Source organism: Undibacterium sp. FW305-107 (assembly GCF_058788535.1).
In genome coordinates, this window is sequence record NZ_JBYTAV010000004.1 from 43,110 (window position 1) to 66,139 (window position 23,030).

Annotated in this window: 22 protein-coding genes; 10 read left to right on the plus strand and 12 right to left on the minus strand. The window is 50.5% G+C overall.

Translation table 11 applies throughout. The features are described from left to right. Positions 1-12: 12 nt before the first annotated feature. The 3 genes from AC3WQT_RS09795 to AC3WQT_RS09805 form a co-directional block, all read right to left on the minus strand. The gene (locus tag AC3WQT_RS09795; RefSeq protein WP_492703691.1) at positions 13-1,716 is read right to left on the minus strand and encodes an NAD+ synthase; all 1,704 of its coding nucleotides are present in this window, start codon (positions 1,714-1,716) and stop codon (positions 13-15) included. Positions 1,717-1,742: 26 nt separating this feature from the next. Next, the gene (gene pncB / locus AC3WQT_RS09800; protein WP_492703692.1) at positions 1,743-2,933 is read right to left on the minus strand and encodes a nicotinate phosphoribosyltransferase; all 1,191 of its coding nucleotides are present in this window, start codon (positions 2,931-2,933) and stop codon (positions 1,743-1,745) included. Between the two features lie 143 nt (positions 2,934-3,076). Continuing rightward, a complete protein-coding gene (locus tag AC3WQT_RS09805) occupies positions 3,077-3,940 on the minus strand; it encodes a cysteine hydrolase family protein (protein WP_492703693.1) in 864 nt (287 codons plus the stop codon). 427 nt (positions 3,941-4,367) lie between these two features. On the opposite strand from AC3WQT_RS09805, the gene AC3WQT_RS09810 reads away from it, so the two are divergent. The 5 genes from AC3WQT_RS09810 to AC3WQT_RS09830 all read left to right on the plus strand — a co-directional run bounded on the left by AC3WQT_RS09810 (position 4,368) and on the right by AC3WQT_RS09830 (position 7,730). Continuing rightward, positions 4,368-4,919: an RNA 2'-phosphotransferase gene (locus tag AC3WQT_RS09810; RefSeq protein WP_492703694.1), complete on the plus strand. Its 552-nt coding sequence runs from the start codon at positions 4,368-4,370 to the stop codon at positions 4,917-4,919. Continuing rightward, positions 4,920-5,480 (plus strand): protein-tyrosine phosphatase family protein, encoded by a 561-nt coding sequence (locus AC3WQT_RS09815; RefSeq protein WP_492703695.1) that lies wholly within the window; start codon positions 4,920-4,922, stop codon positions 5,478-5,480. It begins immediately after the preceding gene. Next, positions 5,477-6,031: a riboflavin biosynthesis intermediates N-glycosidase gene (gene ybiA, locus AC3WQT_RS09820; protein WP_492703696.1), complete on the plus strand. Its 555-nt coding sequence runs from the start codon at positions 5,477-5,479 to the stop codon at positions 6,029-6,031. Before AC3WQT_RS09815 ends, ybiA begins: the two co-directional genes overlap by 4 nt. Before the next feature lie 172 nt (positions 6,032-6,203). Next, the gene (locus AC3WQT_RS09825) at positions 6,204-7,085 is read left to right on the plus strand and encodes a CmcJ/NvfI family oxidoreductase (RefSeq protein WP_492703697.1); all 882 of its coding nucleotides are present in this window, start codon (positions 6,204-6,206) and stop codon (positions 7,083-7,085) included. Positions 7,086-7,097: 12 nt separating this feature from the next. Then, positions 7,098-7,730, plus strand: a complete 633-nt coding sequence (locus AC3WQT_RS09830) for a 2-hydroxychromene-2-carboxylate isomerase (RefSeq protein ID WP_492703698.1) — start codon at positions 7,098-7,100, stop codon at positions 7,728-7,730. Positions 7,731-7,743: 13 nt separating this feature from the next. On the opposite strand, the gene AC3WQT_RS09835 is transcribed toward AC3WQT_RS09830, so the two are convergent. Together AC3WQT_RS09835 and AC3WQT_RS09840 are read right to left on the minus strand one after the other, a co-directional pair. Beyond that, a complete protein-coding gene (locus AC3WQT_RS09835; protein WP_492703699.1) occupies positions 7,744-9,141 on the minus strand; it encodes an MFS transporter in 1,398 nt (465 codons plus the stop codon). Continuing rightward, complete coding sequence (locus tag AC3WQT_RS09840) at positions 9,138-9,944, minus strand: alpha/beta fold hydrolase (RefSeq protein WP_492703700.1); 807 nt, start codon at positions 9,942-9,944, stop codon at positions 9,138-9,140. The genes AC3WQT_RS09835 and AC3WQT_RS09840 overlap by 4 nt, the downstream gene beginning before the upstream one ends. Before the next feature lie 209 nt (positions 9,945-10,153). On the opposite strand from AC3WQT_RS09840, the gene AC3WQT_RS09845 reads away from it, so the two are divergent. Further along, positions 10,154-10,735 carry a TetR/AcrR family transcriptional regulator gene (locus AC3WQT_RS09845; protein WP_492703701.1) on the plus strand — a complete coding sequence of 194 codons (582 nt, stop codon included), beginning with the start codon at positions 10,154-10,156 and terminating at the stop codon, positions 10,733-10,735. Positions 10,736-10,811: 76 nt separating this feature from the next. Here the strand turns inward: AC3WQT_RS09845 and AC3WQT_RS09850 are convergent, their stop codons facing one another. The 4 genes from AC3WQT_RS09850 to AC3WQT_RS09865 form a co-directional block, all read right to left on the minus strand. Beyond that, a complete protein-coding gene (locus AC3WQT_RS09850; protein WP_492703702.1) occupies positions 10,812-12,647 on the minus strand; it encodes a family 2A encapsulin nanocompartment cargo protein cysteine desulfurase in 1,836 nt (611 codons plus the stop codon). Then, complete coding sequence (locus tag AC3WQT_RS09855) at positions 12,622-13,551, minus strand: family 2A encapsulin nanocompartment shell protein (RefSeq protein ID WP_492703703.1); 930 nt, start codon at positions 13,549-13,551, stop codon at positions 12,622-12,624. The genes AC3WQT_RS09850 and AC3WQT_RS09855 overlap by 26 nt, the downstream gene beginning before the upstream one ends. A 108-nt stretch (positions 13,552-13,659) precedes the next feature. After that, the gene (gene epsC / locus AC3WQT_RS09860) at positions 13,660-14,616 is read right to left on the minus strand and encodes a serine O-acetyltransferase EpsC (protein ID WP_423005480.1); all 957 of its coding nucleotides are present in this window, start codon (positions 14,614-14,616) and stop codon (positions 13,660-13,662) included. 31 nt (positions 14,617-14,647) lie between these two features. Next, positions 14,648-15,136, minus strand: coding sequence for a rhodanese-like domain-containing protein (locus AC3WQT_RS09865; protein WP_492703704.1), 489 nt, complete (start codon positions 15,134-15,136; stop codon positions 14,648-14,650). A 234-nt stretch (positions 15,137-15,370) separates the two neighbouring features. On the opposite strand from AC3WQT_RS09865, the gene AC3WQT_RS09870 reads away from it, so the two are divergent. Beyond that, positions 15,371-17,680 carry a sensor histidine kinase gene (locus AC3WQT_RS09870; protein WP_492703705.1) on the plus strand — a complete coding sequence of 770 codons (2,310 nt, stop codon included), beginning with the start codon at positions 15,371-15,373 and terminating at the stop codon, positions 17,678-17,680. 34 nt (positions 17,681-17,714) lie between these two features. Here the strand turns inward: AC3WQT_RS09870 and AC3WQT_RS09875 are convergent, their stop codons facing one another. Continuing rightward, complete coding sequence (locus tag AC3WQT_RS09875; protein ID WP_110254869.1) at positions 17,715-18,986, minus strand: O-acetylhomoserine aminocarboxypropyltransferase/cysteine synthase family protein; 1,272 nt, start codon at positions 18,984-18,986, stop codon at positions 17,715-17,717. Between the two features lie 405 nt (positions 18,987-19,391). Between AC3WQT_RS09875 and AC3WQT_RS09880 the strand changes: the two genes are divergently transcribed. The 3 genes from AC3WQT_RS09880 to AC3WQT_RS09890 are packed head-to-tail and all read left to right on the plus strand — an operon-like array spanning position 19,392 to position 21,289. Continuing rightward, positions 19,392-19,871 (plus strand): outer membrane lipoprotein, encoded by a 480-nt coding sequence (locus tag AC3WQT_RS09880; protein WP_492703706.1) that lies wholly within the window; start codon positions 19,392-19,394, stop codon positions 19,869-19,871. 15 nt (positions 19,872-19,886) lie between these two features. After that, positions 19,887-20,504 carry a hypothetical protein gene (locus AC3WQT_RS09885; protein WP_492703707.1) on the plus strand — a complete coding sequence of 206 codons (618 nt, stop codon included), beginning with the start codon at positions 19,887-19,889 and terminating at the stop codon, positions 20,502-20,504. Between the two features lie 20 nt (positions 20,505-20,524). After that, positions 20,525-21,289, plus strand: a complete 765-nt coding sequence (locus AC3WQT_RS09890; protein ID WP_492703708.1) for a hypothetical protein — start codon at positions 20,525-20,527, stop codon at positions 21,287-21,289. Between the two features lie 81 nt (positions 21,290-21,370). Here the strand turns inward: AC3WQT_RS09890 and AC3WQT_RS09895 are convergent, their stop codons facing one another. Further along, positions 21,371-22,237, minus strand: coding sequence for a polysaccharide deacetylase family protein (locus tag AC3WQT_RS09895; RefSeq protein ID WP_492703709.1), 867 nt, complete (start codon positions 22,235-22,237; stop codon positions 21,371-21,373). Between the two features lie 173 nt (positions 22,238-22,410). Continuing rightward, positions 22,411-22,950 carry an ester cyclase gene (locus tag AC3WQT_RS09900; RefSeq protein WP_492703710.1) on the minus strand — a complete coding sequence of 180 codons (540 nt, stop codon included), beginning with the start codon at positions 22,948-22,950 and terminating at the stop codon, positions 22,411-22,413. Between the last annotated feature and the right edge of the window lie 80 nt (positions 22,951-23,030).

The following is a 23,030-nucleotide window of genomic DNA, read 5'->3' on the forward strand; positions in this document are numbered from 1 at the left end:
CTTTGATTAATCTTAATTGCTGTACTTTGCCGCAATCGGCATCTGGCGTCCACTACCAAAAGCACGGGCACGTACGCGGATAATGGGTGGCGCCTGGCGGCGCTTATATTCATTGCGCGCTACCATGCCTATTATGCGGCTCAGGCTTTTCTGGCCAACTTCTGTCTTTTGTAATTGTTCTACAAAAGCCTGCGCTTTGGCAAATTCATGGGCAGGCAGGCGCTTGCCTTCTATATGCCATTTCAGCATTTCATCGAGCTCATCATACGGTGGCAAGCTATCCGTATCAAGCTGGTCAGGTGCCAGCTCTGCTGAAGGTGGCTTGGTCAATACATCTTGCGGGATAATTTCGCACCCGGCTGCATTGTTGACATGTTGCGACAAGGCATACACTTCTGTCTTGTACAAGTCGCCGATCAAACCCAGGCCACCATTGGTGTCGCCGTACAAAGTACAATAGCCGACCGAGATCTCGCTCTTGTTACCCGTCGTCAGCAAAAGTGCGCCAAAAGCGTTTGAGTATTCCATGAGGATGGTGCCGCGTATGCGTGCCTGCAAATTCTCTTGCGTCAGGCCGCGCAAAGGCGAGGCAAACGCATCCTCAAAACCCTTGGCATATTGCTCTACCAGACTGAGTATAGGATGCGTATGCAGTTTGACTTGCAGGTTGTCGCATAATTTGACTGAGTCAGATACTGAGCCTGTACTTGAATACGCTGATGGCATGGTGATGGCGATAACGTTTTCTGCACCCAGTGCCTGTACTGCCAGGGCGATTGTCAATGCCGAGTCAATACCACCTGAAGAACCAACGACGACCTGCTTGAAACCACAACGGCGCGCATAATCTTGCAGACCCAGGACGATCTGGCGGCGGGTAAATTCCGGTACGGATAAACCTGTGCTATCCGGCTTGGCTAATGCTGCGCCATCAATTGCGGTGAAATGGAGGTCTGAAAATCCCAGCAACTGAAAGTCTTCTTCAAAACGTGCTGCCTCAAAAGTCACCCCATGATCAGGTGTGACCGCAAATGAAGCGCCATCAAACACCAGTTGATCTTGTCCGCCTACCTGGTTCACATACAGCAGGGGCAGTAGATGATGCGCTGCCGCCTTGGCAAACATCGCATGTCTTTGCTGGCGCTTGCCTATATCCGAAGGACTGGCATTGATACTGATGATCAGATCCACCTTGGCTGCTGTCAGTGCGTTGAAAGGATTAACCTGGTAATCATGTTCTTCATCATTCCAGCCATCTTCACAGACCATGAAACCCAGCTTGAAACCAGCCACATCCAGTGTGCTGGCAACTTCCTGCCCCGGTTCAAAGTGGCGGCGCTCATCAAAGATGCCGTAAGTGGGCAGCAATTGCTTGTAGTATTCAGCAACGATCTCACCATTGCGTATCGCCAGCAAGGCATTATGCAAAGCTTTGCCCTGAGCTTTGTTTGGACGCACGGTACCAATCACGCTGACGAGATCGGGGTTCTCTCTGGAAGACTGCATGATGCTGGTCAATGCCTGCTCAGCCTTCGCAAGGAAAGCACTGTCTTCGAGTAAATCACCGGGGTAATAGCCACAAACACAAAGTTCACTAAACACTGCAACATCGGCATTTGCCGCCGCAGCTTTTTGCATATGCCTGATGATCGCGGCAGTATTGCCAGCAAAGTCACCAACCATATAATTTAATTGTGCAACTGCCAGTTTCAACATGATGATATTCCTGGATACAACTTCATTTACATTACGGGATGATTGAAAACCTGACGCATATAAGCAAGGAAGGTTTCATCCGTGCACAAGGTCTTGCCAGCAGAGTCAGATAATTTTGCTACTGGCTGTCCATTGCATGACTTGAGTTTCATGACGATATTCAGCGCCTTGATACCAGTATCATTCGTCAGATTGGTGCCTATGCCAAAACCTGTCATGGTGCGGTCAGCAAAATGGCGGTACAGGCTAAATGCAGTTTCCAGGTCCAGCCCATCAGAAAACACCAGGCGTTTGGTATGCGCATCGATACGCAATTTGGCATAATGCGCCAGGGCCTTCTCACCCCAGACCACAGGATCACCAGAGTCGTGACGCAGGCCATCAAACAGTTTGGCAAAGTAGAGATCAAAGTCAGACAGGAAGGCATCCATGCCGACCACATCTGTCAAGGCAGTGCCAAGATCACCACGATATTCCTGCACCCAGTCTTCCAGTGCCGCTTTCTGGAAATCACGCAGACGCACGCCAAAAGACTGATAAGACTGCAGGTACTCATGTGCCATCGTACCGATGGGCACCAGCTTGTGTTTCTTGGCCAGGTACACATTCGATGTGCCCTTGAAGAATTGTGGCACTTCACGCGCCAGCGTGGCGACGACTTCATCATGCCATTCGCCAGAGAAACGCCTGCGCAAGCCAAAATCAAAGAATTCAAATGGATGGGCTTTGGGTGCTTCTTTTCCAAATTCACGGATTTGTTCTATCTTTGCTGCCAGCCTGCGCCTGCCTTCTTCCAGAGTATCTGCTGTTTGCAAGCGGCGGAAATATAATTCATTAACGATATGCAGTACAAAGATTTCATAGCCCATGACATGCACTTGCGGGCCCGTTGCCACGATTTGCAGGTTGTCACCATCTGTACTGACCTTGATGAATTTACGCTGAAAATGAAAGACCGTTAAGAAGTCAGTGAAGTCACTTTTGATGAAACGCAAGGACCGCAGATAATCGAGTTCATCTTCAGTAAAGTTCAGTGCACACAAATGATCAATTTCACGTTCGACATCGGCTTTTAACTCTGCCAGCGGATAAGCAGTGGAATTGCGGCAAACGAAAGCATATTCAGTCTGGGTATTCGGGTGGCTATGCAGCAAGGCTTGCCACATGGTGAATTTATATAAATCAGTTTCCAGCAAACTTTGAACTACGGGTTTCATATTTTTCTTTTCTAGTGTCACTTAAGTAGGATGCGCCATGCGCAGCATTGCTTGACACACCCACAAACAATCATCAGCTCGCGATTTTTTGACAAAAGGGTGAAGCGCACGGCGTACCCTGCACATTTATCTTTTTTCGGTCTCTATACATTCGCCAGCAACTCAGGCAATACATCTGCCATCTTCGCAATCTGCAAACCCCTGGCGGCCATGTCGCGCACAAAACCTTCAAACTGAGCATCAAATCCCGTGACTGCACTCATGCAATCAGTTACCAGTACCAGCTTGTGCAAATCAGCTGCGGCAAAGTTTTCTACCAGATGTTCAGTGGTAGCCTTCACACAATGACTGCCTGCTTCTCCAGTAATATACACGCGGTCAGCTTTACTCAGTTCAGTAATCAATTGCTGATTCAGTTGCGTATCCGGGTCACTGGCATCCGGCACTTCTGCTTTGACTGCTGAATAATGCTCGGTCCAAGGGTTGGAACCCTTGTTGATCTTGTTGACCACACCCAGTTGTTTTTCTTCCCAGGTATTATAGGCTGCACGCACATCGGCATGCACATTCTGTCCCCATGAGCCAATTTCGCAATGCACAGGCCATATCATCAACTGATAACGTCCTTCCGCCTCCAGTGCATCCAGATAGGCCAGCGCACGTGGCAAGGCTTCAGGCTGGCGTGGCTGATATTCGCCAGCGCGTACCGCCTCTGCAGAGATGCTGGTGAAAGGAGCCACTGCCGCGCCCTGCCCTGTCATCCAGAAAGTGGGATGGGCAATGTCATAGCGATGATGTGCGTCCAGAGTGATGCTGATACCGCTGATGCCATCTGCGCCTTTATTGATAAGTTCAGCCACGCGCAACATGTCGGCATGGGCACCAGGCACAGGCAGGGCTGGCGATAATGGCTCTGCACTATGCGCATCCCTTGCCAGATAAGCTGGCGGCAAATCACAGAAATCATTTTGCGGATCAATGATGAGGACTTGCAAATTGCGTTTCATGATATTTCCTTTTTCTTGTGAGGCTGATTCCATTGTAGGCCACTTAGTTATTTTTAGCAACTAAGTAGCCATATATTCTTTTATTTCATTAATCGGTGTCAAAGACGCTGCTGGCAGCCAAGAATAAGTTATTATTTTCAATAACTTAGCATAAATCGCTAGTTTCGCTCTGCGCCTGCATCTCTGCCTCTAGTGATTACAATTTCTTGCAAATTCGAAAAATGCAATAAATACATACTCAATGTATTTACCTTCCAATGTCGCTTAATTGTGATCGGCTATTTACTTCCATCTCAAACATGCGCGAAAACAACAAATGGACAATCTTAGTTACATTACGAAACTATCTTAGTTGATTTATATAACTAACTTGATTTATAGTGCACTTAATCCTGCAAGACAGGTAACTCATAAAAAGAAAAATAAAATGCAAATAACTCAATCTCAAAAAAACTTCAGCAAATTCCTCAGCTACGTACTGCGCCACCAGCCCGACTCCATAGGCATCACTCTGGATGCACAAGGCTGGACAGAAATATCCACACTAATGAGCCAGGCCGCGAAGCATGGCAAACGTTTCAAGCTGGAAGACTTGCATGAAGCAGTGCGCATTTCTGACAAGCAGCGCTTTGCCATCAGTGAAGATGGTTTGCGCATACGTGCAAACCAGGGGCATTCGGTAATGGTAGATCTGGCTTTGCCTGTGGAAGTACCGCCGGATGTTTTGTATCATGGCACGGCGAGCCGTTTCATTGCTTCCATCATGAAAGATGGACTGCGCCCGGGTTCGCGTCATCATGTCCATCTTTCGGCAAATACGACAACGGCGCATACCGTTGGTGCGCGGCACGGCACGCCGGTTATCTTGCAGGTCATGGCAAAACAGATGCAGGAAGATGGCTTCCATTTTTTTGTATCGGCGAATGGCGTATGGTTATGCGACAGCGTGCCACCAACATATTTGATCAGGATGAATTGAATGATGATGACAACCAAGCGACCACATCAGAATACTTACTGGGTAAGGCCCGGACAATTACTGGCAGGAGAATACCCGGGCGCACTGGATGCAAACACGGCAGCGCAAAGGCTGGGGCAATATCTCGATTGCGGCGTCGATTATTTTATCGACCTGACAGAAGAAGATGAACTGGCCCCTTATGCACCGCTGCTGATGAAGCTGGCGAAAGAACGCGGCATGCAGGCCCAGCACCGCCGCTTTGCCATACCAGACCGACATACACCATCGTCGCTAGGGCAGATGCAGGAAATCCTGCAAGCACTGCACGAAGCACTGGCAAAGCAGCATACCGTGTATGTGCATTGCTTTGGCGGCATTGGCCGCACCGGCACGGTCATAGGTTGCTATCTGGCGGAACAGCATCAGGACAGCAAAGCAGGCTTACAGGAACTGGCGCAATTATGGCAGCAGATGGAAAAGAAACGCTACTGGCCAGAGACACCTCAAACCACAGAACAGCATGCCTGGGTATTAACCTGGCCTGTGGACAGCAATCCAGACAGCACAGGAAAGACATGAATACGCTAGAAGAATTATTAGAGCAGATAGGCGCGGGAAGGCAATTCAACTATCTGCATTTCTGGGGTCATAAGCAACGCGGCCTGCAAGCAGACAGAGCCTGTTTCAGTCAATGGTTTGTTGCGCCGTTTCAGATCGATGGCATCACTTACCCTACTGCTGAACATTACATGATGGCTGGCAAAGCCAGATTGTTCGACGACCAGGTCGTGCTTAAGGAAATCCTGGCGACCAATGATCCGGATATGGTGAAACGCCTGGGCAGGAAAGTGAAGAATTATGAAGAGACATTGTGGGTAGAACATCGCTTCCAGATAGTAGTCGATGGTAACTATGCGAAGTTTTTACAAAACCCAAAACTGAAGCAGTACCTGTTAAGTACCGGAGACAAGATCATCGTCGAAGCCAGTCCACTGGATAAAATCTGGGGCATAGGTCTGGCACAAGACCATCCTGACAGCAATAACCCACAACTTTGGCAAGGCTTGAATTTGCTTGGTTTTGCCTTGATGGAGGTCAGGAGCAGACTACTCGCAGAAAACAGTCGTTAATATTTTTAGCATCTCACAGACTTAAGTGTGCATTCGCATGCATTTCAAGCATGCGAATGGCGCAAAAATCTCGTTTGAATATCAGTCTCACATCCGTTTAAATATCCATAGACGACAGCCCTGAACTTACCATCCGGAAGCCCGGCTTCGTCACAATATGGCCGGAGGCAATATGGATGTCTTTACTGAGCATCAAAGGGAATTTTCACTACCGGTATCAATGCCAGGCAGCAGCTACGTGCTGGCGCCGATGAGCTATGTCCTGCCTGGCGAGCAACGCCCTGTCAGCTATACCTTTGAACCACCCACTGGCATCCCATGGGAAAACGCCACTTATGATTTGCGTGAAGTGGCCATATATGATGCGCGTCAGGCAGAACAGGAACCCCAGCTTGAGCGCGAGGGTTTTGAATTGTGGGATGCGCCTACGTCCGTGAAAAATTTCATGGATCACGAAGAGGTCAGGTCTGATTATTATCAGGAAGCGCGTGAACTGGCGCTGGCAGTTACTGGTGGCAGACAGGCTTATGTCTTCGATCATCTGGTCAGAAGGCGCGAACCCAGAGAAACCACTTTATCCTTCGGCAAGCGAGCAGAGAATGGCCTGGCAGCAGCCAATGGGCGCATACACAATGACTACACCGAGCAATCAGGGCAAAAGCGCCTGGCGCTTGTTGTCAGAGATATGGAAGTGATGGCGCAGATACGGCGCTATTGCATCATCAATATCTGGCGCCCTACCCACAATACCGTGCTGGATACACCGCTGGCGGTGTGTGATGCGCGCACGGTCAGGCAATCTCACTTGCTGGCTTGCGATGTCAAATACCCCCATCGTACAGGTGAGATTTATCTGTCCAGATTTTCGCCCAGACATCGCTGGTCTTATTTTTCGGAGATGAAGCCGAATGAGGCACTGATCTTCAAGCAATATGACAGCCAGTTCAATGGCGTTTCGCGCTTTACACCACATGCTGCATTTGATCATCCACATGCACCAGATGATGCACCACCAAGGGAAAGCATAGAGCTGCGTTGCCTTGTTGTATTTTGAAAAGGAGTCACGATGGATACGCCCGTCACCACCATGCCCGTCATCGATTTTTGGTTTGAATTTGGCAGCAACTACAGTTACCTGAGCGTCATGCGTATAGAGCAGGATGCAGCCAGGGCTGGTGTCAGGGTGCGCTGGCAACCATTCTTGCTTGGCCCCATATTTCAGGCTTTTGGCTGGAACACTTCGCCCTTTGTTTTGCAAAAGGCCAAGGGTGATTATGTCTGGCTGGACATGGAAAGACAATGCCGCAAGTATGACCTGCCCTGGAAAAGGCCTGGCAATTTCCCGCGTTCTGCCATCTTGCCATTGAGGGTCGCTGTGCTGGGTGCGGAACAAAGCTGGATAGCGGAATATTGCCGTCGCATGATGCAAATGAATTTTGCGTATGATCGCGATATTGACAACAAGGATGTAGTGACTGCTGTGTTAAACGATATGGGTTTGCCGGCAATTGAGATCATTGAGCAAGCGCTGAGCGATGAAAACAAATTGAAGCTGCGCAAGCAAACTGAGCTGGCCATGCACAAAGGCATATTTGGTGCGCCAACCTTCTTTGTTGGCGAGCAGATGTACTGGGGCAATGACAGACTGGATGACGCCCTTGCTCATGCTCGTGATCTTTTGATTTATCCTGATGCATGATTTGGTGTCCGGATCAGGCTATTATTGGCACATCGGCCTGTATCTCAGGTTTTTGCACAGCTTGGGTCCTGATGAACATACTTAGCAAAGAAGTCAATACACCACCCGCAACCAAAAAGAGATAAACATAGCGGAATTGCTGCAGATTCTGCACCTGTCCCCCCAGTATGGTCACTGTGAACGCCACACCCAGAGCAGAACCAAACTGGCGGATTGCCTGATTGACTGCACTACCCACACCAAAACGTTTTGCAGGCAAACGCGCCACGGCTGCACCTGAAAGCGATGGCAGCACCAACCCTACACCTATGCCACTAAGCAGCATGCCAGGCAACCAGACCGTAAGATAATCAGCTGTCAGACTGGTGTTCAGGTAAAACCATAAGCCGCTCAGGGCATAGATCAATCCACCTGTTACCAACAAAGGTTTATGACCAAAACGGGCGACATAACGGCCAGAGATAATTGCCACTGGCATGACAATCAAAGGGCCAGGTGTGATACCAAAACCAGCCTTGGTGAGACCGTAATGCCAGATCGCCGTCATGAATAAAAAGAAGCTCAGGAACATGGCGGTAAAAGCTGCACCAAATACCAGGGTGGCAGCATTCACAAAGCGATAATTCCTGTCCTCGAACAAACTCAAATCCACCGCTGCATGTGGCCTGCCTTTAGCCCAATAAATAAAGACAAGAAGTATTGCTACGCCAACGCTGATGGTGGCAAGAGTCGCCGGTGCCTGCCAGCCCCAACTGTCGGACTGGACTATGCCCAGTATCAGCAAGCCACTCCCTGCAATGAGCAAGAACACACCTGGCCAGTCAAAACGATGGCCGGTTTCCAGGTTGCGTGATTCTGACAGGCTTAACGCGGCCCTGATCATGGCAATAATACCTATGGGCACATTGATCAAAAATGCCCATTGCCAGTTGATGCTTTCTATAATGAGCGCACCTGCACTTGGCCCGACTGCCGCTGCCAGCGCAGCAACCGCACCCCACAGGCTGACGGCAATGGCACGTTTCTCGATAGGGAAAGCCTGCAATACCAGCGCCAAAGAAGTTGGCGTCAGCAAGGCCGCGCCTACAGCTTGCAAGACACGGAAGAAGATCAGCATGCCCGTGCTGCCAGCCACACCGCACAAACCAGATGCCAGGGTGAACACGCCTACACCAAGTATGAACAAACGCTTGCGCCCCAATAAGTCTGCCAGGCGACCGGCGGGTACCAGTAATGCAGCATAAACGATGGTATAGGCATTCAACACCCAGGATAGCTCACTGGGCCGTACATCCGGGAAGGCGTGGCGCAATGCGGGAAAGACAGCGAAGCCTATGGTGGCATCAAGCGACACCAGAAATACAGCAACGCTGGCCAGGGCAAAGGTTGGCCAGGGACTGATATTTTTCATGATGTTTCTCCGGCTTCTATCACTCGTTCAACAATATCGGCGGCAAGTTTGTTGATGATGAAGCTGACTGCTGCCGCATGTATCTCTGGCGTGCGCAAGATGCGCCTGTGTCCGGTTCCTGCACTTGCCACCAGACTGGCTTGCGGCCAGGCAGCCGCCAGTGCCTGGCTTTCGGAGTAGGGTATTTCTTTATCTTCAGGGTCATGCAGGATCAGGGCGGGGTGATGCATGCCATGCTGCAACTGGGACAAATCCATGGATGACAGCGGTGCACCTATGCTGCTTGCCAGCATATCTTCCAACTGCTGCCTGGCTGTCTCATCCAGGCCACCAGCCCTGGCTGCATGCTGGAATACGCGCGTCAACGAAGCAGGGCCGCACAGATGCACGCTGGCCTTGACTTGTACGCCTTGCGCAAATGCATGCAGACTGGCGGCTGAGCCTACTGAATGGGAGATCGTGGCGGTGAGTGCTCCCAGATGCTTTGCTACTGCGACAACGGCCTTGCCATAGTCGAGTACATTGGTCGTTTCGCCTTGCGATGCACCGTGTGCCGGTGCATCCAGCGCAGTCACGCTAAAACCTGCCCGCAGCAAAGGGGCGACAAAACCTGCCATGTGGCTGGCACGGCTTTCCCAGCCATGCAGGAGCAGGACTTGCGGCCCCTGCCCCCAGGTCCAGGCGCGCAATTCCAGGCCTGCATAAGGAATACTGACGCGGCGCGCATGCGCCAATGCCTTTTTATCATCCTCAGTTTCCGCCTGCCTTTGTGGCCGGGTGAATGCCTGCAAGATCATGTCCATGATGGGCTTATTAGTTGCCTTATTTATTGGATTGCTTGTTGCATTATTTATTGCTCTGGCTGGTGTATTCATACTTCCCCCGAAATTAGATGACGAATATAATCCAATAGATGTTGATTATCATCTAAAATAGAGATTCATGTCAAACCTGATTAAAACCAGTATTAAAATGAAAACTCTGGTTGGCAGATTTTTTAGGAATAGAGCAAATGAGAACTACCCGCGAACAAGCCGCGCAAACCCGTGAGCGCATAGTGGAAACCGCTGCCCGCCTGTATCGTGAACATGGCATCAATGGCATAGGTGTGGCCGACCTGATGAAAGAAGCCGGGCTCACGCATGGCGGCTTTTACAAGCACTTTGAATCCAAGGAAGCCCTGATTGCCGAAGCCTGCAGTACCGCGCTGGAAAGCACACGTACAGAACTGCTGCGCAAGACAGAACTGGTCAGCGACGAAGAAGCCATCGCCAGCCTCGTGCATAGCTACCTGAGCCGGGCGCATAGTGAACATCCTGGCCATGGTTGTGCGATTGCGGCAATGGGGGCAGAAGCCGCGCGCGGCGAGACAGCAAGCAAGGAAGTGATGGCGCAAGGGGTTGATCAATTGCTGGCCATTATCAGCAAACAATTACAGCGTTCAGGTGTCAAGGATGATGCTGCTACCGCGCACGGCGTCTTGTCTTCGCTGATAGGTGGCTTACTGTTGTCGCGCATGATGGACAAGCCAGCAAACGCCAAGGCAGTATTGCGTGACACCAGCGATTTTGTATTGAAGGCAGTACAGAAATAATAATGAAGTAAAAAAACTGCCCGTTATTTCTAACGGGCAGATAGTGCATCAAATTCAATTACCTCACTTACTAATTTCACTTGCGATTATTCGCCAGCCTGCGTACGACAGCCAGCAAGCGATCTATCTCTTCACAGGTATTGTAGAAAGCAAATGAAGGCCGTACCGTTGCTTCTACTCCAAAGCGACGCAAGATGGGTTGGGCGCAATGATGGCCGGAACGTACCGCGATTCCCTCTTCATTGAGCGCCTTGCCCACTTCTGCCGTTTCATAACCCGCCAGCACGAAAGAAGCAACACTGGCTTTTTCATGCGCCGTACCGATCAGGCGCACACCAGGTATGCTCTTCAGCCCATGCGTTGCATATTCCAGCAAGGCATGTTCGTACAGGGCGATATTTTCCAGACCTATGCGTTCGACATAATCAATCGCCGCACCAAGGCCAACTGCATCGGCGATATTGCCAGTACCGGCTTCAAAGCGGGCCGGTGCTGGTTGATAACGGGTGTGCTCGAAAGTCACATCTGCAATCATATTGCCACCACCCTGCCAGGGTGGCAGTTGTTCCAGCAAGGCCTTCTTGCCATACACCACACCTATGCCAGTCGGACCAAATATCTTGTGACCTGAGAAGACATAAAAGTCAGCATCCAGCGCCTGCACATTGACGCGCAGATGTGACACGGCTTGCGCCCCGTCTATCAGCACGCGGGCACCAGCAGCATGGGCCAGAGCCGTGATCTCATGCACAGGGGCGATAGTACCCAGGGCATTTGACACTTGCGTTACTGCCACCAGACGGGTCTTGCTGTTCAAGAGTTTGCGGTACTCGTCGAGCAAGATCTGGCCACTGTCATCCACAGGAATGACGCGTATGACTGCACCCTTCTCAGCCGCCAATTGTTGCCATGGCACGATATTGGCATGATGTTCAAGCTCAGAGACAATGATCTCGTCACCAGCACCGATGAACTTCTTGCCGAAGGTTTGCGCGATCAGATTGATACCTTCAGTCGCACCGCGTACGAAGATGATTTCCTGTTCAGTGGCAGCACCAAGAAATTTGGTTACCTTTTTACGCGCAGACTCATAAGCATCGCTGGCACGTGCTGCCAGTTCATGTGCCGCTCTATGTATATTTGAGTTTTCATGCTCATAGAAATAGCTGATGCGGTCTATCACAGCCTTTGGCTTGTGCGTCGTGGCTGCATTATCAAACCACACCAGTTGCTTGCCATTGACGCGCTCGGCCAGGATAGGAAAGTCCCTGCGCACAGCATTGATGTCGAAGGGTGCTGCCAGTGATGGATTAGCTGCCCTTGGTGCCTGATCCCAGTAGTCTTGTTCCCCTTGCTGGAAATAATATGCAGGCTGTGTAGCACTGCCACCGGGTTGCGGTACAGGCGCAGACGTGGTTGGCGTGGCTGGCGTGGCTGGATATAGCTCCCCGAGTATGCGTTGCAATTGCTCTTGCCCCGGCACGTTGAAAGCATTGGCCCCGGATTGCTTACCCGTTCCCTGTGCCGCCAGGCTGTCAAGATTATTGTCAGCAATTGGATAGCCGTGTTCTTGCCCGACAAAATAATAGGGCGTGCTGGAACTGGCACCAGCCGCTTGCGGGCGTGATGGTGCAATGCTGCTACCACCATTTTGCGGCACGCCACTGACAGAGACAGAAGGCTGACTTTGTACTGAGCTGCTATCGTGCACAGGCGTACGGGCTGAAGGTGGCGCTTCAGGCGCATTGCCCTGGTTAAAGCCCGGCAAGAATTGCGCAGCCGCTTGCGCTGCACCTGGCACCAGTGCAAAAAATTCTGATGCCATGCGGTTCAGTGCAGCTTCATCCGGCAAACCGGAGTTTGCCGGAGCGGTATTACCGCCTTTATCACTTATAGGTGTCAGGATAGTCATGGTATTTACCTATCTCTACGTCATCGAGAACAGCCACTGCATCATCTGTCAGCACTGCCAGCGAGCAGTACAGGGAGATGAGGTAAGAGGCAATCGCATTGCGGTTGATGCCCATGAAGCGCACGGACAAACCAGGGCTTTGTTCACCCGCCAGGCCAGGCTGGAACAAGCCAACCACACCCTGGCGTTTTTCACCAACGCGCAACAAAATTATTTTTGTCTTGCCATCTTCGATCGGCAATTTGTCAGACGGTACCAGCGGTACACCGCGCCATGTCAGGAATTGCGAACCGAACAGGCTGACTGTTGGTGGTGGTACACCACGGCGTGTGCACTCACGGCCAAAAGCGGCAATCGCCAATGGGTGGGCGAGGAAGAAGCCAGGTTCTTTCCAGACCTTGGTCAGCAAGTCGTCAAGGTCATCCGGTGTAGGTGCACCTGTCAGGGTGGAGATACGCTGATCGTCATGCACATTTGCCAGCAAACCATAATCAGGATTATTGATGAGTTCACTTTCCTGTCTTTCCTTGATAGTTTCTACCGTCAGGCGCAATTGTTCCTTGATCTGGTCATGCGGACTGCTGTACAGATCAGAAATGCGCGTATGCACGTCCAGCACAGTAGCTACCGCATTGAGGAAATATTCGCGCGGCTGCTCGTCATAATCGACAAAGGTTTGCGGCAATTCAGACTCATCACGCTGCGAGCAGGCTACTCGCACGTCCTTGGGGTTTTTTACCTTGTTGAGGCGATAGATACCTGCCTCTACCGGCAACCATTGCAGCAGGTGCACCAACCAGCGTGGCGAGATGGTGGATAACTGCGGGACGGTCTTGGTCGCGTTCGCTAACTGCCTGGCGGCATTGTCGCTGAGCGCAAAATTACTGGAAGTGACATCTGTCATTGCTCTACTCCATTAAAGTCAGTGCATCGAAAAATAAACATGAACAGGCGTGCGGGGATAAGCAGCCGTGTGATGTAGTTCACGGCTGTTTATTTGAAGCTCACTTATTCAAACCAAAGAAACGGGATTTTGCTGTTCGTGTCGCAAACTGGCCTGGCTGACATGACTGCCTGCCGCGACATCGCTGGTAACCCAAACATTGCCACCGACGATGGCGCCGCGGCCTATGGTGACACGACCCAGTACCGTGGCACCGGCATAGATCACCACATCATCTTCAACAATGGGGTGACGTGGCAAACCCTTTTGCAGCTTGCCATCGTCGTCGCTGGGAAAGCGTTTTGCACCCAGCGTGACGGCCTGATAAATACGCACACGCTGGCCGATGACGGCAGTCTCACCTATCACCACACCAGTGCCATGGTCGATGAAAAAACCTGCGCCTATACTGGCACCGGGGTGGATATCTATACCGGTCTGGCCATGAGCGATCTCGGCAACAATACGCGCCAGTAATGGCACGCCTAACTGGTACAGTTGATGGGCAATACGGTGATGTATCATCGCCAGTATGCCGGGGTAGCACAGCAAGACTTCATCGACAGTGCGTGCTGCCGGGTCACCCTGATAGGCTGAGATGACATCGCTATCCAGCAGTGAACGTATGCCTGGCAAGGCACGTGAAAATTCGCGCACTATCGTCAGGGCACGGTCATCTATATGCAGGCCCTCTTCTTCGTGATAGCGTGAGGCATAGCTGAGTTCCAGCCTGACCTGGCTCAGCAGAGAATGCAGGACAGTATCAAGCGTATGGCCGACATAGAAATCTTCACTCTCTTGCCGCAATTCAGGCGGCCCCAGGCGCATGGGGAACAAGGCTCCACGCAAGTCATTGAGGATTTTTGCCAGTGCATCACGCGATGGCAACTCACGCCCGCCAGGTTCCGCCGATCTTTGCTGACGCCGCCGCCAGGCATGGCGCACTACTGCCAGTTCGCTGACAACCTGTTCTATACCGAATAGCGAAGCGCGTATCTCTTTAGTCTGTTGCAATGCCTGTCCCATGATGCTCTGCCTTTTCAATTCTTCAATTATTTCAATCCTGCACCCAGGGCAACTTATGAAAGCGCCAGCCACCGTTATGCCCACGCTGCAACGCTTCATCCAGGTCACCTTCAAAACCCTGTTCTATATTGAAGACATTTGGCAAACCCGCCTTGCTGGCCGCTTCGGCTGCCAGTGCCGAGCGTTTACCACTTCGACACAGAAGCAAGACCACGGCCTGCTTATCCTTGAGCTTACCTTCCAGTTCCTTGACAAAACGCGGGTTGCGCGTCAGTGCCGTGCCCGTCGCCCAGGCTACATGCAGGCTGTCCGGCAGGTGGCCAACAAATTTGCGCTCTTCATTGGTGCGCACGTCAACAATCACTGCCAGTCCTTGCTGATGTAATTGCCAGGCGTCTATAGGAGAAACGCTGCCAGCAAATGTCAGGCTGGCGTCGGTGGCACGCTGACGGGCTGCAGCAAGCAGAGGATGCTCAACAGACTGCAGGATTGAGGATGCAATTAATGTGGTAGCTGTCATACACGTTCTCTGTATTCATGTTTTTCGTCACAGAGATTGAATGTACAGAAAATACCTAAGACAGAAAACGAATAAAAATGAAGTTAATTATCCGAATTTCAAATATGCTGTGATTAGCGCCACTTACTAACTCAAGGCAGATACTTGCTGCGGTGCGCAAAATATCGCATCGCGGCTCGTTAAGCGTATGATGTTAATGAGCAAGTTTAAAGACCCGACTACATTATCGCTACTATGGTTACAGATAAATCTACTTCGTATCCTCGACTGGCGACTTTACTGACCCTGGGGGTCAGTGCCGTAGTTCTGATTACTGTTTTATCTGCCCTGTTGCTGGTAGACCATTTTGCCAAAAATTACGCACAGAAAGAAGCAGAGCAAAGACTGCAGCAAGTGGCATGGCAAATGCGTGATGCTCTTGATCAGGTCATGCAAAAATCCGTCAGTGATGTGCAATTACTGTCGCAACTCAATGAAATCAAGGATGGCAAAGACCCGGCTGATGCACGCCGCATCCTTGATCATCTGCAGCACAACTTTTCCGACTATGCCTGGATAGGCCTGGCCGACCCTGAGGGTAAAGTGCTGGCGTCCACCAAGGGTATGCTGGAAGGCCAGGACGTCAGTAAACGGCCCTGGTTTATAGAAGGGAAAAAAGCCCTGTATGCAGGTGATTACCATCCTGCCCTGCTGTTGCAAAAACTGCTGCCTTACAGCGTGGACCCCTGGCGTTTTGTGGACGTATCTATTCCCGTGTATACCTCGGACGGCAAGCTGCGCGGTGTGCTTGGTGTACATCTGAGCTGGAACTGGACACGTAATCTGGTACAAAACATACTGGCTCCAGCAGATAAACAATATGCGGCAGAAGTCCTGGTGGCGCGTGAAGATGGTACCGTCCTGCTCGGTCCACTGAAGATGGAGGAAAGCAAAATAACAACGAACAGCCTGAAGTTGTCACGTTCAGGCAAGAGTGGTGTTACCGAAGAAGTTTGGGAAGGCAGCCAAAAGTATCTGACCGCCTATACCATGACAGGTCAGGCACGCAATTATCCAGCCTTGCAATGGAGCATACTGGTGCGTCAGCCCAAAGACGTTGCCATGGCAGCCTTGCGTAATCTGCAGCGCGAAATCATGATATCTGGCGGCATACTGTGCGTGGTACTGGCACTGCTGGCGTCATTGATGGCGCGCCGCATGTCATCCTCATTGATCAAACTCAGCTCCTTCATGGAACAGCGTAGCCAAACCCGTAACGCTCAGACAGTGCAAGCCAGCCTGCCCGTGGTTCACGGATTTCATGAAGCCCATCTGCTGTCGGCAACAATAGCCGGAATGCTGAAAAAAGAAGAACAATACCTGACCAAGATCGAGCGCAGCAACCAGGACCTGGAAGCCACGGTGATCGCACGCACCCGCGAAATTGAGCTGAAAGCCAGCCAGTTGGAACATGCCTTGCAAGAACAACGCAGCGTGCAAAGCCGCCTGCAGGCAATAGCCGACAATCTGCCCTGCATCATCACTTTCATGGACAGACAGGAACGCTATTTATTCGTGAATGCTTTCGTGACGACGGAATTTGGCGTCAAGCCCGAACATCTGTTAGGCAAGACCTTGCGTGAAGTCGTCGGCGATGAATTCTATAAAGCCCATGCGCCACAAGTGCAAGCAGTGCTGGCAGGCGAGCGGGTCAGCTTTGAAGGCGAGGGCAAATTAAACAAGCGCACTTACTATTATCAGTCTGTGTATGTACCTGCTTATGACGATACCGGGCAAGTCACTGGTTTTTATGCCATGAGCTTTGACATCGCTGACCGCAAACGGGTAGAGATGATGATGAATGAATTCGTCTCCATGGTCAGCCATGAACTGCGCACACCACTGACATCCATCAATGGTGCCCTGCGTCTGGTAGCAGCCGGTGTAACCGGGCAGGTTCCAGAGAAAGCCCATGAATTGATCACGGTGGCAATGCGCAATGGTGACCGTCTGCTACATCTGATTAATGATATTCTCGATCTTGAAAAAATCGCCTCGGGCAAAATGGAATTCAATTTCCAGATCAGCCAGATTGGACCATTGATCCAGGATGCCATCAGTGTCAACAAGTCTTATGCCGATGAATATGGGGTCAGCATCAACTGGCATGAGGCCTATGCCGGGATGATGGTGAATGTAGACCGCCACCGCGTCGCCCAGGTACTGGCCAATTTACTGTCAAACGCCATCAAGTTCTCGAACAAGGGTGGCGAAGTGGAAGTAACGGTAGAAATGAACTTGCCAAAACAAAGGATCAAGGTCATCGTCACCGACCATGGCTGCGGCATTCCGCCTAATTTCCATAGCAAGATATTCCAGAAATTCAGCCAGGTTGATGGCTCCAATACCCGTAAAAAAGGTGGTACTGGCCTGGGCCTGAATATCTGCAAAACCATCATAGAAAAAATGGAGGGCAGCATAGGCTTCACCTCCACTGTGGATGTTGGCAGCCAGTTCTTTTTTGAATTGCCGTTGGCTGGCACCGCTACAATTGATGACAACTAATGACAGTGAATGCTGCCAGCCTTATTTAAGGGAATCAAGCTGCTGCCAGTGCCTGTTCCAGGTCAGCAATCAAGTCATCGACGTGCTCTATGCCTATCGACAAACGCACGGTGTCTTCAGTGACACCGGCTTTTGCCAGTTCATCAGGATTCAATTGACGGTGCGTGGTACTGGCCGGATGGCAAGCCAGGGATTTGGCATCGCCGATATTCACCAGACGGGTAAATAACTGCAAGGCATCCTGGAAGCGACCACCGGCATCACGTCCGCCTTCCAGGCCAAAGGTCAGGATGCCGGAAGGTTTTCCACCCAGGTATTTTTGCGCCAACGCATGATCTTTGTGCTCAGGCAGGCCAGCGTAATTAACCCACTTCACCTTCGCATGCTTGTCCAGATAATGGGCAATCTTGATGGTGTTGTCGGTGATTCTATCCAGACGCAAGGCCAGGGTTTCTATGCCCTGCAAGATCAGGAAGGCATTGAAGGGCGACAAGGCTGCACCAGTATTACGCAAAGGTACGACGCGGGCACGGCCTATATAAGCAGCTGCACCCAGTGCTTCGGTATACACCACGCCATGATAAGACACGTCAGGCTCGTTCAGGCGTTTGAATCTCTCTTTATGCTCAGCCCAGGGGAATTTGCCTGAATCAACAATGATGCCGCCTATGGAATTGCCATGTCCGCCCAGGTATTTGGTCAGCGAATGAACCACGATGTCGGCACCGAACTCTATGGGCCGCAACAGATAGGGCGACGGTACCGTATTATCGACTATCAGCGGCACGCCGTGCCTGTGAGCTACCTTGGCAATCGCTTCGATATCAGTAATATTGCCGAGCGGATTACCTATCGATTCAACAAACACCGCCTTGGTCTTGCCGTCAATCAGTTTTGCAAAGGATTCAGGATCACGGTAATCAGCAAAGCGGGTCTCTATGCCGAATTGCGGAAGTGTATGGGCAAACAGATTGTAAGTACCGCCGTACAGGGTAGAAGCAGAGACGATATTGTCCCCTGCCTCAGCAATGGTTTGTATCGCATAGGTAATTGCGGCCTGACCTGAAGCCAGCGCCAGACCAGCAATACCTCCTTCCAGTTCAGCCACGCGTTTTTCCAGCACATCATTGGTAGGGTTCATGATGCGTGAATAGATATTGCCTTGCACTTTCAGATCAAACAGATCAGCGCCATGCTGGGTATTATCAAAGGCATAGGCGACTGTCTGGTAGATAGGCACGGCAACTGCGCGCGTCGTCGGATCAGGCGTATAGCCACCGTGTACAGCTATGGTTTCCAGCTTCATCAAAATGTCCTTTTGTTTGTAAGTGCGTTTGGAAGTGAGTTTGAATAATGAAATTGATCATAAAAATACTGCCTTTAAATAACAAGGAAGCATTTCGAGTTTGCATATTAAGAAAATTCAAGAAAATGAAGCTGACATCACTCTGGCTGTGAGTTGCCCTTCAGGCAAAGTTTATAAAGAGCAGTTGATGCCATCACCGCCCCCTATTCAGCAAAATGCATCGTCAAAAAAGTGATTTATATTACAATAATATCATTATAAAAAAGTTCATTAATCATGAATTTGAAATACAAACTTACAATATAAAACGACAATTATTTATAGTTTGATATTTATAATAGCTTGGAAAAACACAATCAAATTTCCATGAAATCCCATGAAATCCTGTATAAGGCTGCTATATAAATGAAAAAATATATCCCGCTGGCAATGTTTATTCTCGCTGCATCGGCTTGTACAACTACGCCTGCACAAAATGAACCCCGCAATGTCAGGGCGGGGGGATTTCAAGATCAGCAGGCTGGCGAGGTAGGCGACATCCAGGACATGCGCAGGACTACACTGCAAAAACAAGGCAGGACTGGTGCCACTGGCGCCGTAGTAGGTGCAGTGACAGGAGCAGCACTGGGCAATCAGATTGGCAAGGGTAACGGCAAAAAAGTCAGCACTGTATTAGGTGGTGTCGTTGGTGGTGTAGTTGGTAATGCCATCGCAGAGCAAAATTCCATGGTGAACGTACCAGGACTGGAAATTGTGGTCCGCCTCCGCAGCAACGGCAGCCTGATCACTGTCACCCAGGAACAACAGGGGCGCGATTCCTATTACATAGGTCAGCCAGTAAGGGTAATCTACACGCAAAATATGGCGCAAGTTCTGCCCATGTAGCACGTCGGAGTCATTATGGTCTTGCTGAGTTTGTTTAAACGTCCCAATATACGTACGATATTGATTGCATTGGCTTTGTTTTACCTGATAGGGCAATTCACTAGCCTGCAATATATGCGCAATATTCTAGGGCTCCCGGTTTTACTCTGGATACCTTACAGCTTCTACTCCAATTATCGTAAAGCCAGACAAGCTCATCAGGACATGATCAAAGCGATACGTGACATGTCGCAAGTCACCAATGAATCATGCATAGACATCTGTGGCGATAATGCCATGGCCATCAATTACAGCACCAATACACTGTTTCTGATCGATGGAAAAACCAGGAAAACTGTGCCTGCCAGCCAATTTTTGCGTTGGGAAATGACCCCGGCGGGAGGGGGTGAAATCACAGGCGTCGTGGTTGGCGGATCAACCAGTACCCCTCAGGGCCAGGCAGTGTTGGGGGCGGCCATAGGTGCCGGGATATTTCATGTCCTGATCAATATGTTCATCAAACGCAAGGACATAGGCTTTATCAAGTTCTGGATCAATGATGCTGAGCGCAGCATTGTCAGCGTCTATGTTTCCAAGGCAGCGTTCGTGGACCAGCTTGAGCATTTCACGATGACGATAGGCCAGAAAATATAATCGCTTTTGATGGATACCGAATGAAAATTTCTCACCAGTTGACCGCGATTGCATTTTGTTGTCTGAGTACTGCCGCACAGGCACAAATGTGGACTGATCTGCCACGCATGGACCAAGATGCCAATGTCATCACGCAACGCGCTGACAGCCCGATTTACAGCCGTATGGCAACGGACAAAAAATTCCGCGAGTTTGCCTACTCTGCCATCAATATTAAAGGTGAGCAGCTTGGCTATAAACTTGTACTTGAATCACGTGAGGCATTGTTCGCGGATAATAAGTTACGAAAGGTATATGAGGCCAGGGCAGGCCAGTATTTTGTCTCGTACTGGGTCAGGGAAAGTCCCAACTTCCGCAAGATGCCATTCAAGCGCAATGCTCATGTGCTGCTGGTCGTGGTCGACACGGTACCTGCAAATAAAGACAACCCAGAATTCAAGGCTGGTGCCAGCAAGCTGCCGTATGTGACGTATCAGATACGCTGGGAACAATTCAAAGGCAATCACATTGGCGGCATAATCGGCGACGACACAGGTTCAGCAGTCAAATGGAATTGCAAAACCAAGGAAGGCCAGATAATGCCGACCATGATACAAACCGTTATCATCCACAAGCCCAACTTCAAAAAAGAAGAAGAATGGTACCGCACAGCGTATTACATTACCGATGCGGGTGAACTCAAGGACAATGGTGCGGGCAGAAGAAATATCTGCACTGAACGCAGTATCGGCCCTGATGATGAAGTATCGAGCTGGGTGCGTTTTTTTGGTGGTGTTGGCGGCTGATACTAACCAGGGAAATAAAGCTTGCTGAGGATGCCGTACTTTATGCAACGAACATCCTCACCCATCCCCAGCACTGTCAGATTATTTGGCAGGCACGTCCGGCAAACTCAAGGCCAGCTCAGCAATCTGATCCTTGCGCATGAAGACCACGCCCGGATGCTGCAAAGCATACTGCAAGAATTCCCCCATGATCTTGACACGCGACGGGGTGCCGCCTATGCGGTCATGCAGGGAAACCGACATCATGCGCCGCCTGTATCCTGATTCCATATACAACTGATCAAATTCATCCCGCAATTCCTGGCCAAAAGCTTGCGAAGTCATCGGTCCCTCAGCACCAAAGCGGGCAATATCGTTATTGCGCAAAGTGTAGGGAGCGATGGCAAAATCCTTGTCATTGACCATGGTCGTCATCGGTTCATCCGCACTGAGATCATCAATGTGATAAGTGAAACCCAATGACTGCAATATCCCCAGGGTACGTGGCGTGCCACGCAACCAGAAGGCATTAAAACCGACAGGACGCGTGCCTGTTGCCGTTTCTATCGCTGCGATATTGGCGATATACGATGTACGCTTTTCAGCATCACTCATGGTCCAGTGTGGCGTCCAGCTATGTCCATGCGCTGCTGCTTCATGACCGCGCTGCACGATCTCCCGGGCAAGTTCTGGTCTTTGCAATACTGCCTGCCCCACCATGTGTGAAGTCACGGGTATCTTGAATCTGTCCCACAAATCCAGCATGCGCGGTATGCCTTCACGTGCGCCATATTCAAACCAGGTACGGGCTGGCAAGTCAGGCAGACTGGTGTCTGCCATGGCAGGGAAAGGTGAGCCATTCTGGTGTTCTGATTGAGCACCGGCTTCAAACTGCATAGAAACAGAGACCACCATGCGTATGCCATCTGGCCAAAAATGACCATCAGGCAGATTGATTTTGTTTTTCATTTCAAGCTCCTTAGAACCTGTTTACGATCTGTAGCGAGCGTGCGTCAGCGGGGTCAGGGTAACAAAAACGCAGCGCAAAAAGCGGAATGTACTCTCTAGTACATGAGCATTTTGAGCAGCACATGAACCCCGATCACGAACGCGCAGTAAGATCGGAAGCTGGTTCTTATATATCATTGTTTGATGACGCCCAATTGCTGCAACAGCGTCAGGTTATCTTCGAGATGCCAGTTTTCTGCAATACGGCCATCGGAGACGCGGTAGATATCAGTTGCAATAAAATCGACCTTGCGGCCATCTCCTTGCTGACCATGGAAGCTGCCGCTGAAGTGTCCGGTAAAATGCAGACGACCTATGACACGGTCACCGACCAGCAGCATTTCCTCCACTTCCAGTGTCAGGTCAGGCACAGCAGCACGAAAATTTTTTGATGCAAACAATGGCCCCTGCGGGCCTTGAGGCCGGCCTGCGGGTAAATTTCTGTCCATAAAATTATCTGCCAGTGCGGCTTGCGCAAACTGTGCCTCACCGGTATTCCAGAAAGCGTAATAACGCCTTGCTGCGAGTGACATGCTTTGCTGTTGCGCTACCGGGATGGACTGATCAGCAATGATGTGGCGCGGCTGCGGCAAGTTGTCTTGCGCATAAGCGGTGCTTGCGTAAGTGTTAATGGCTAGTAACAGACCGAGGCCTGCTAAAAATTTGGCATGCATGATATTCCTTCCTGTTTGGTTAATCCTGATATGTAAAGCGAATTTCGCCTGAACACTACTGTGCTACCATTCCAATCTAT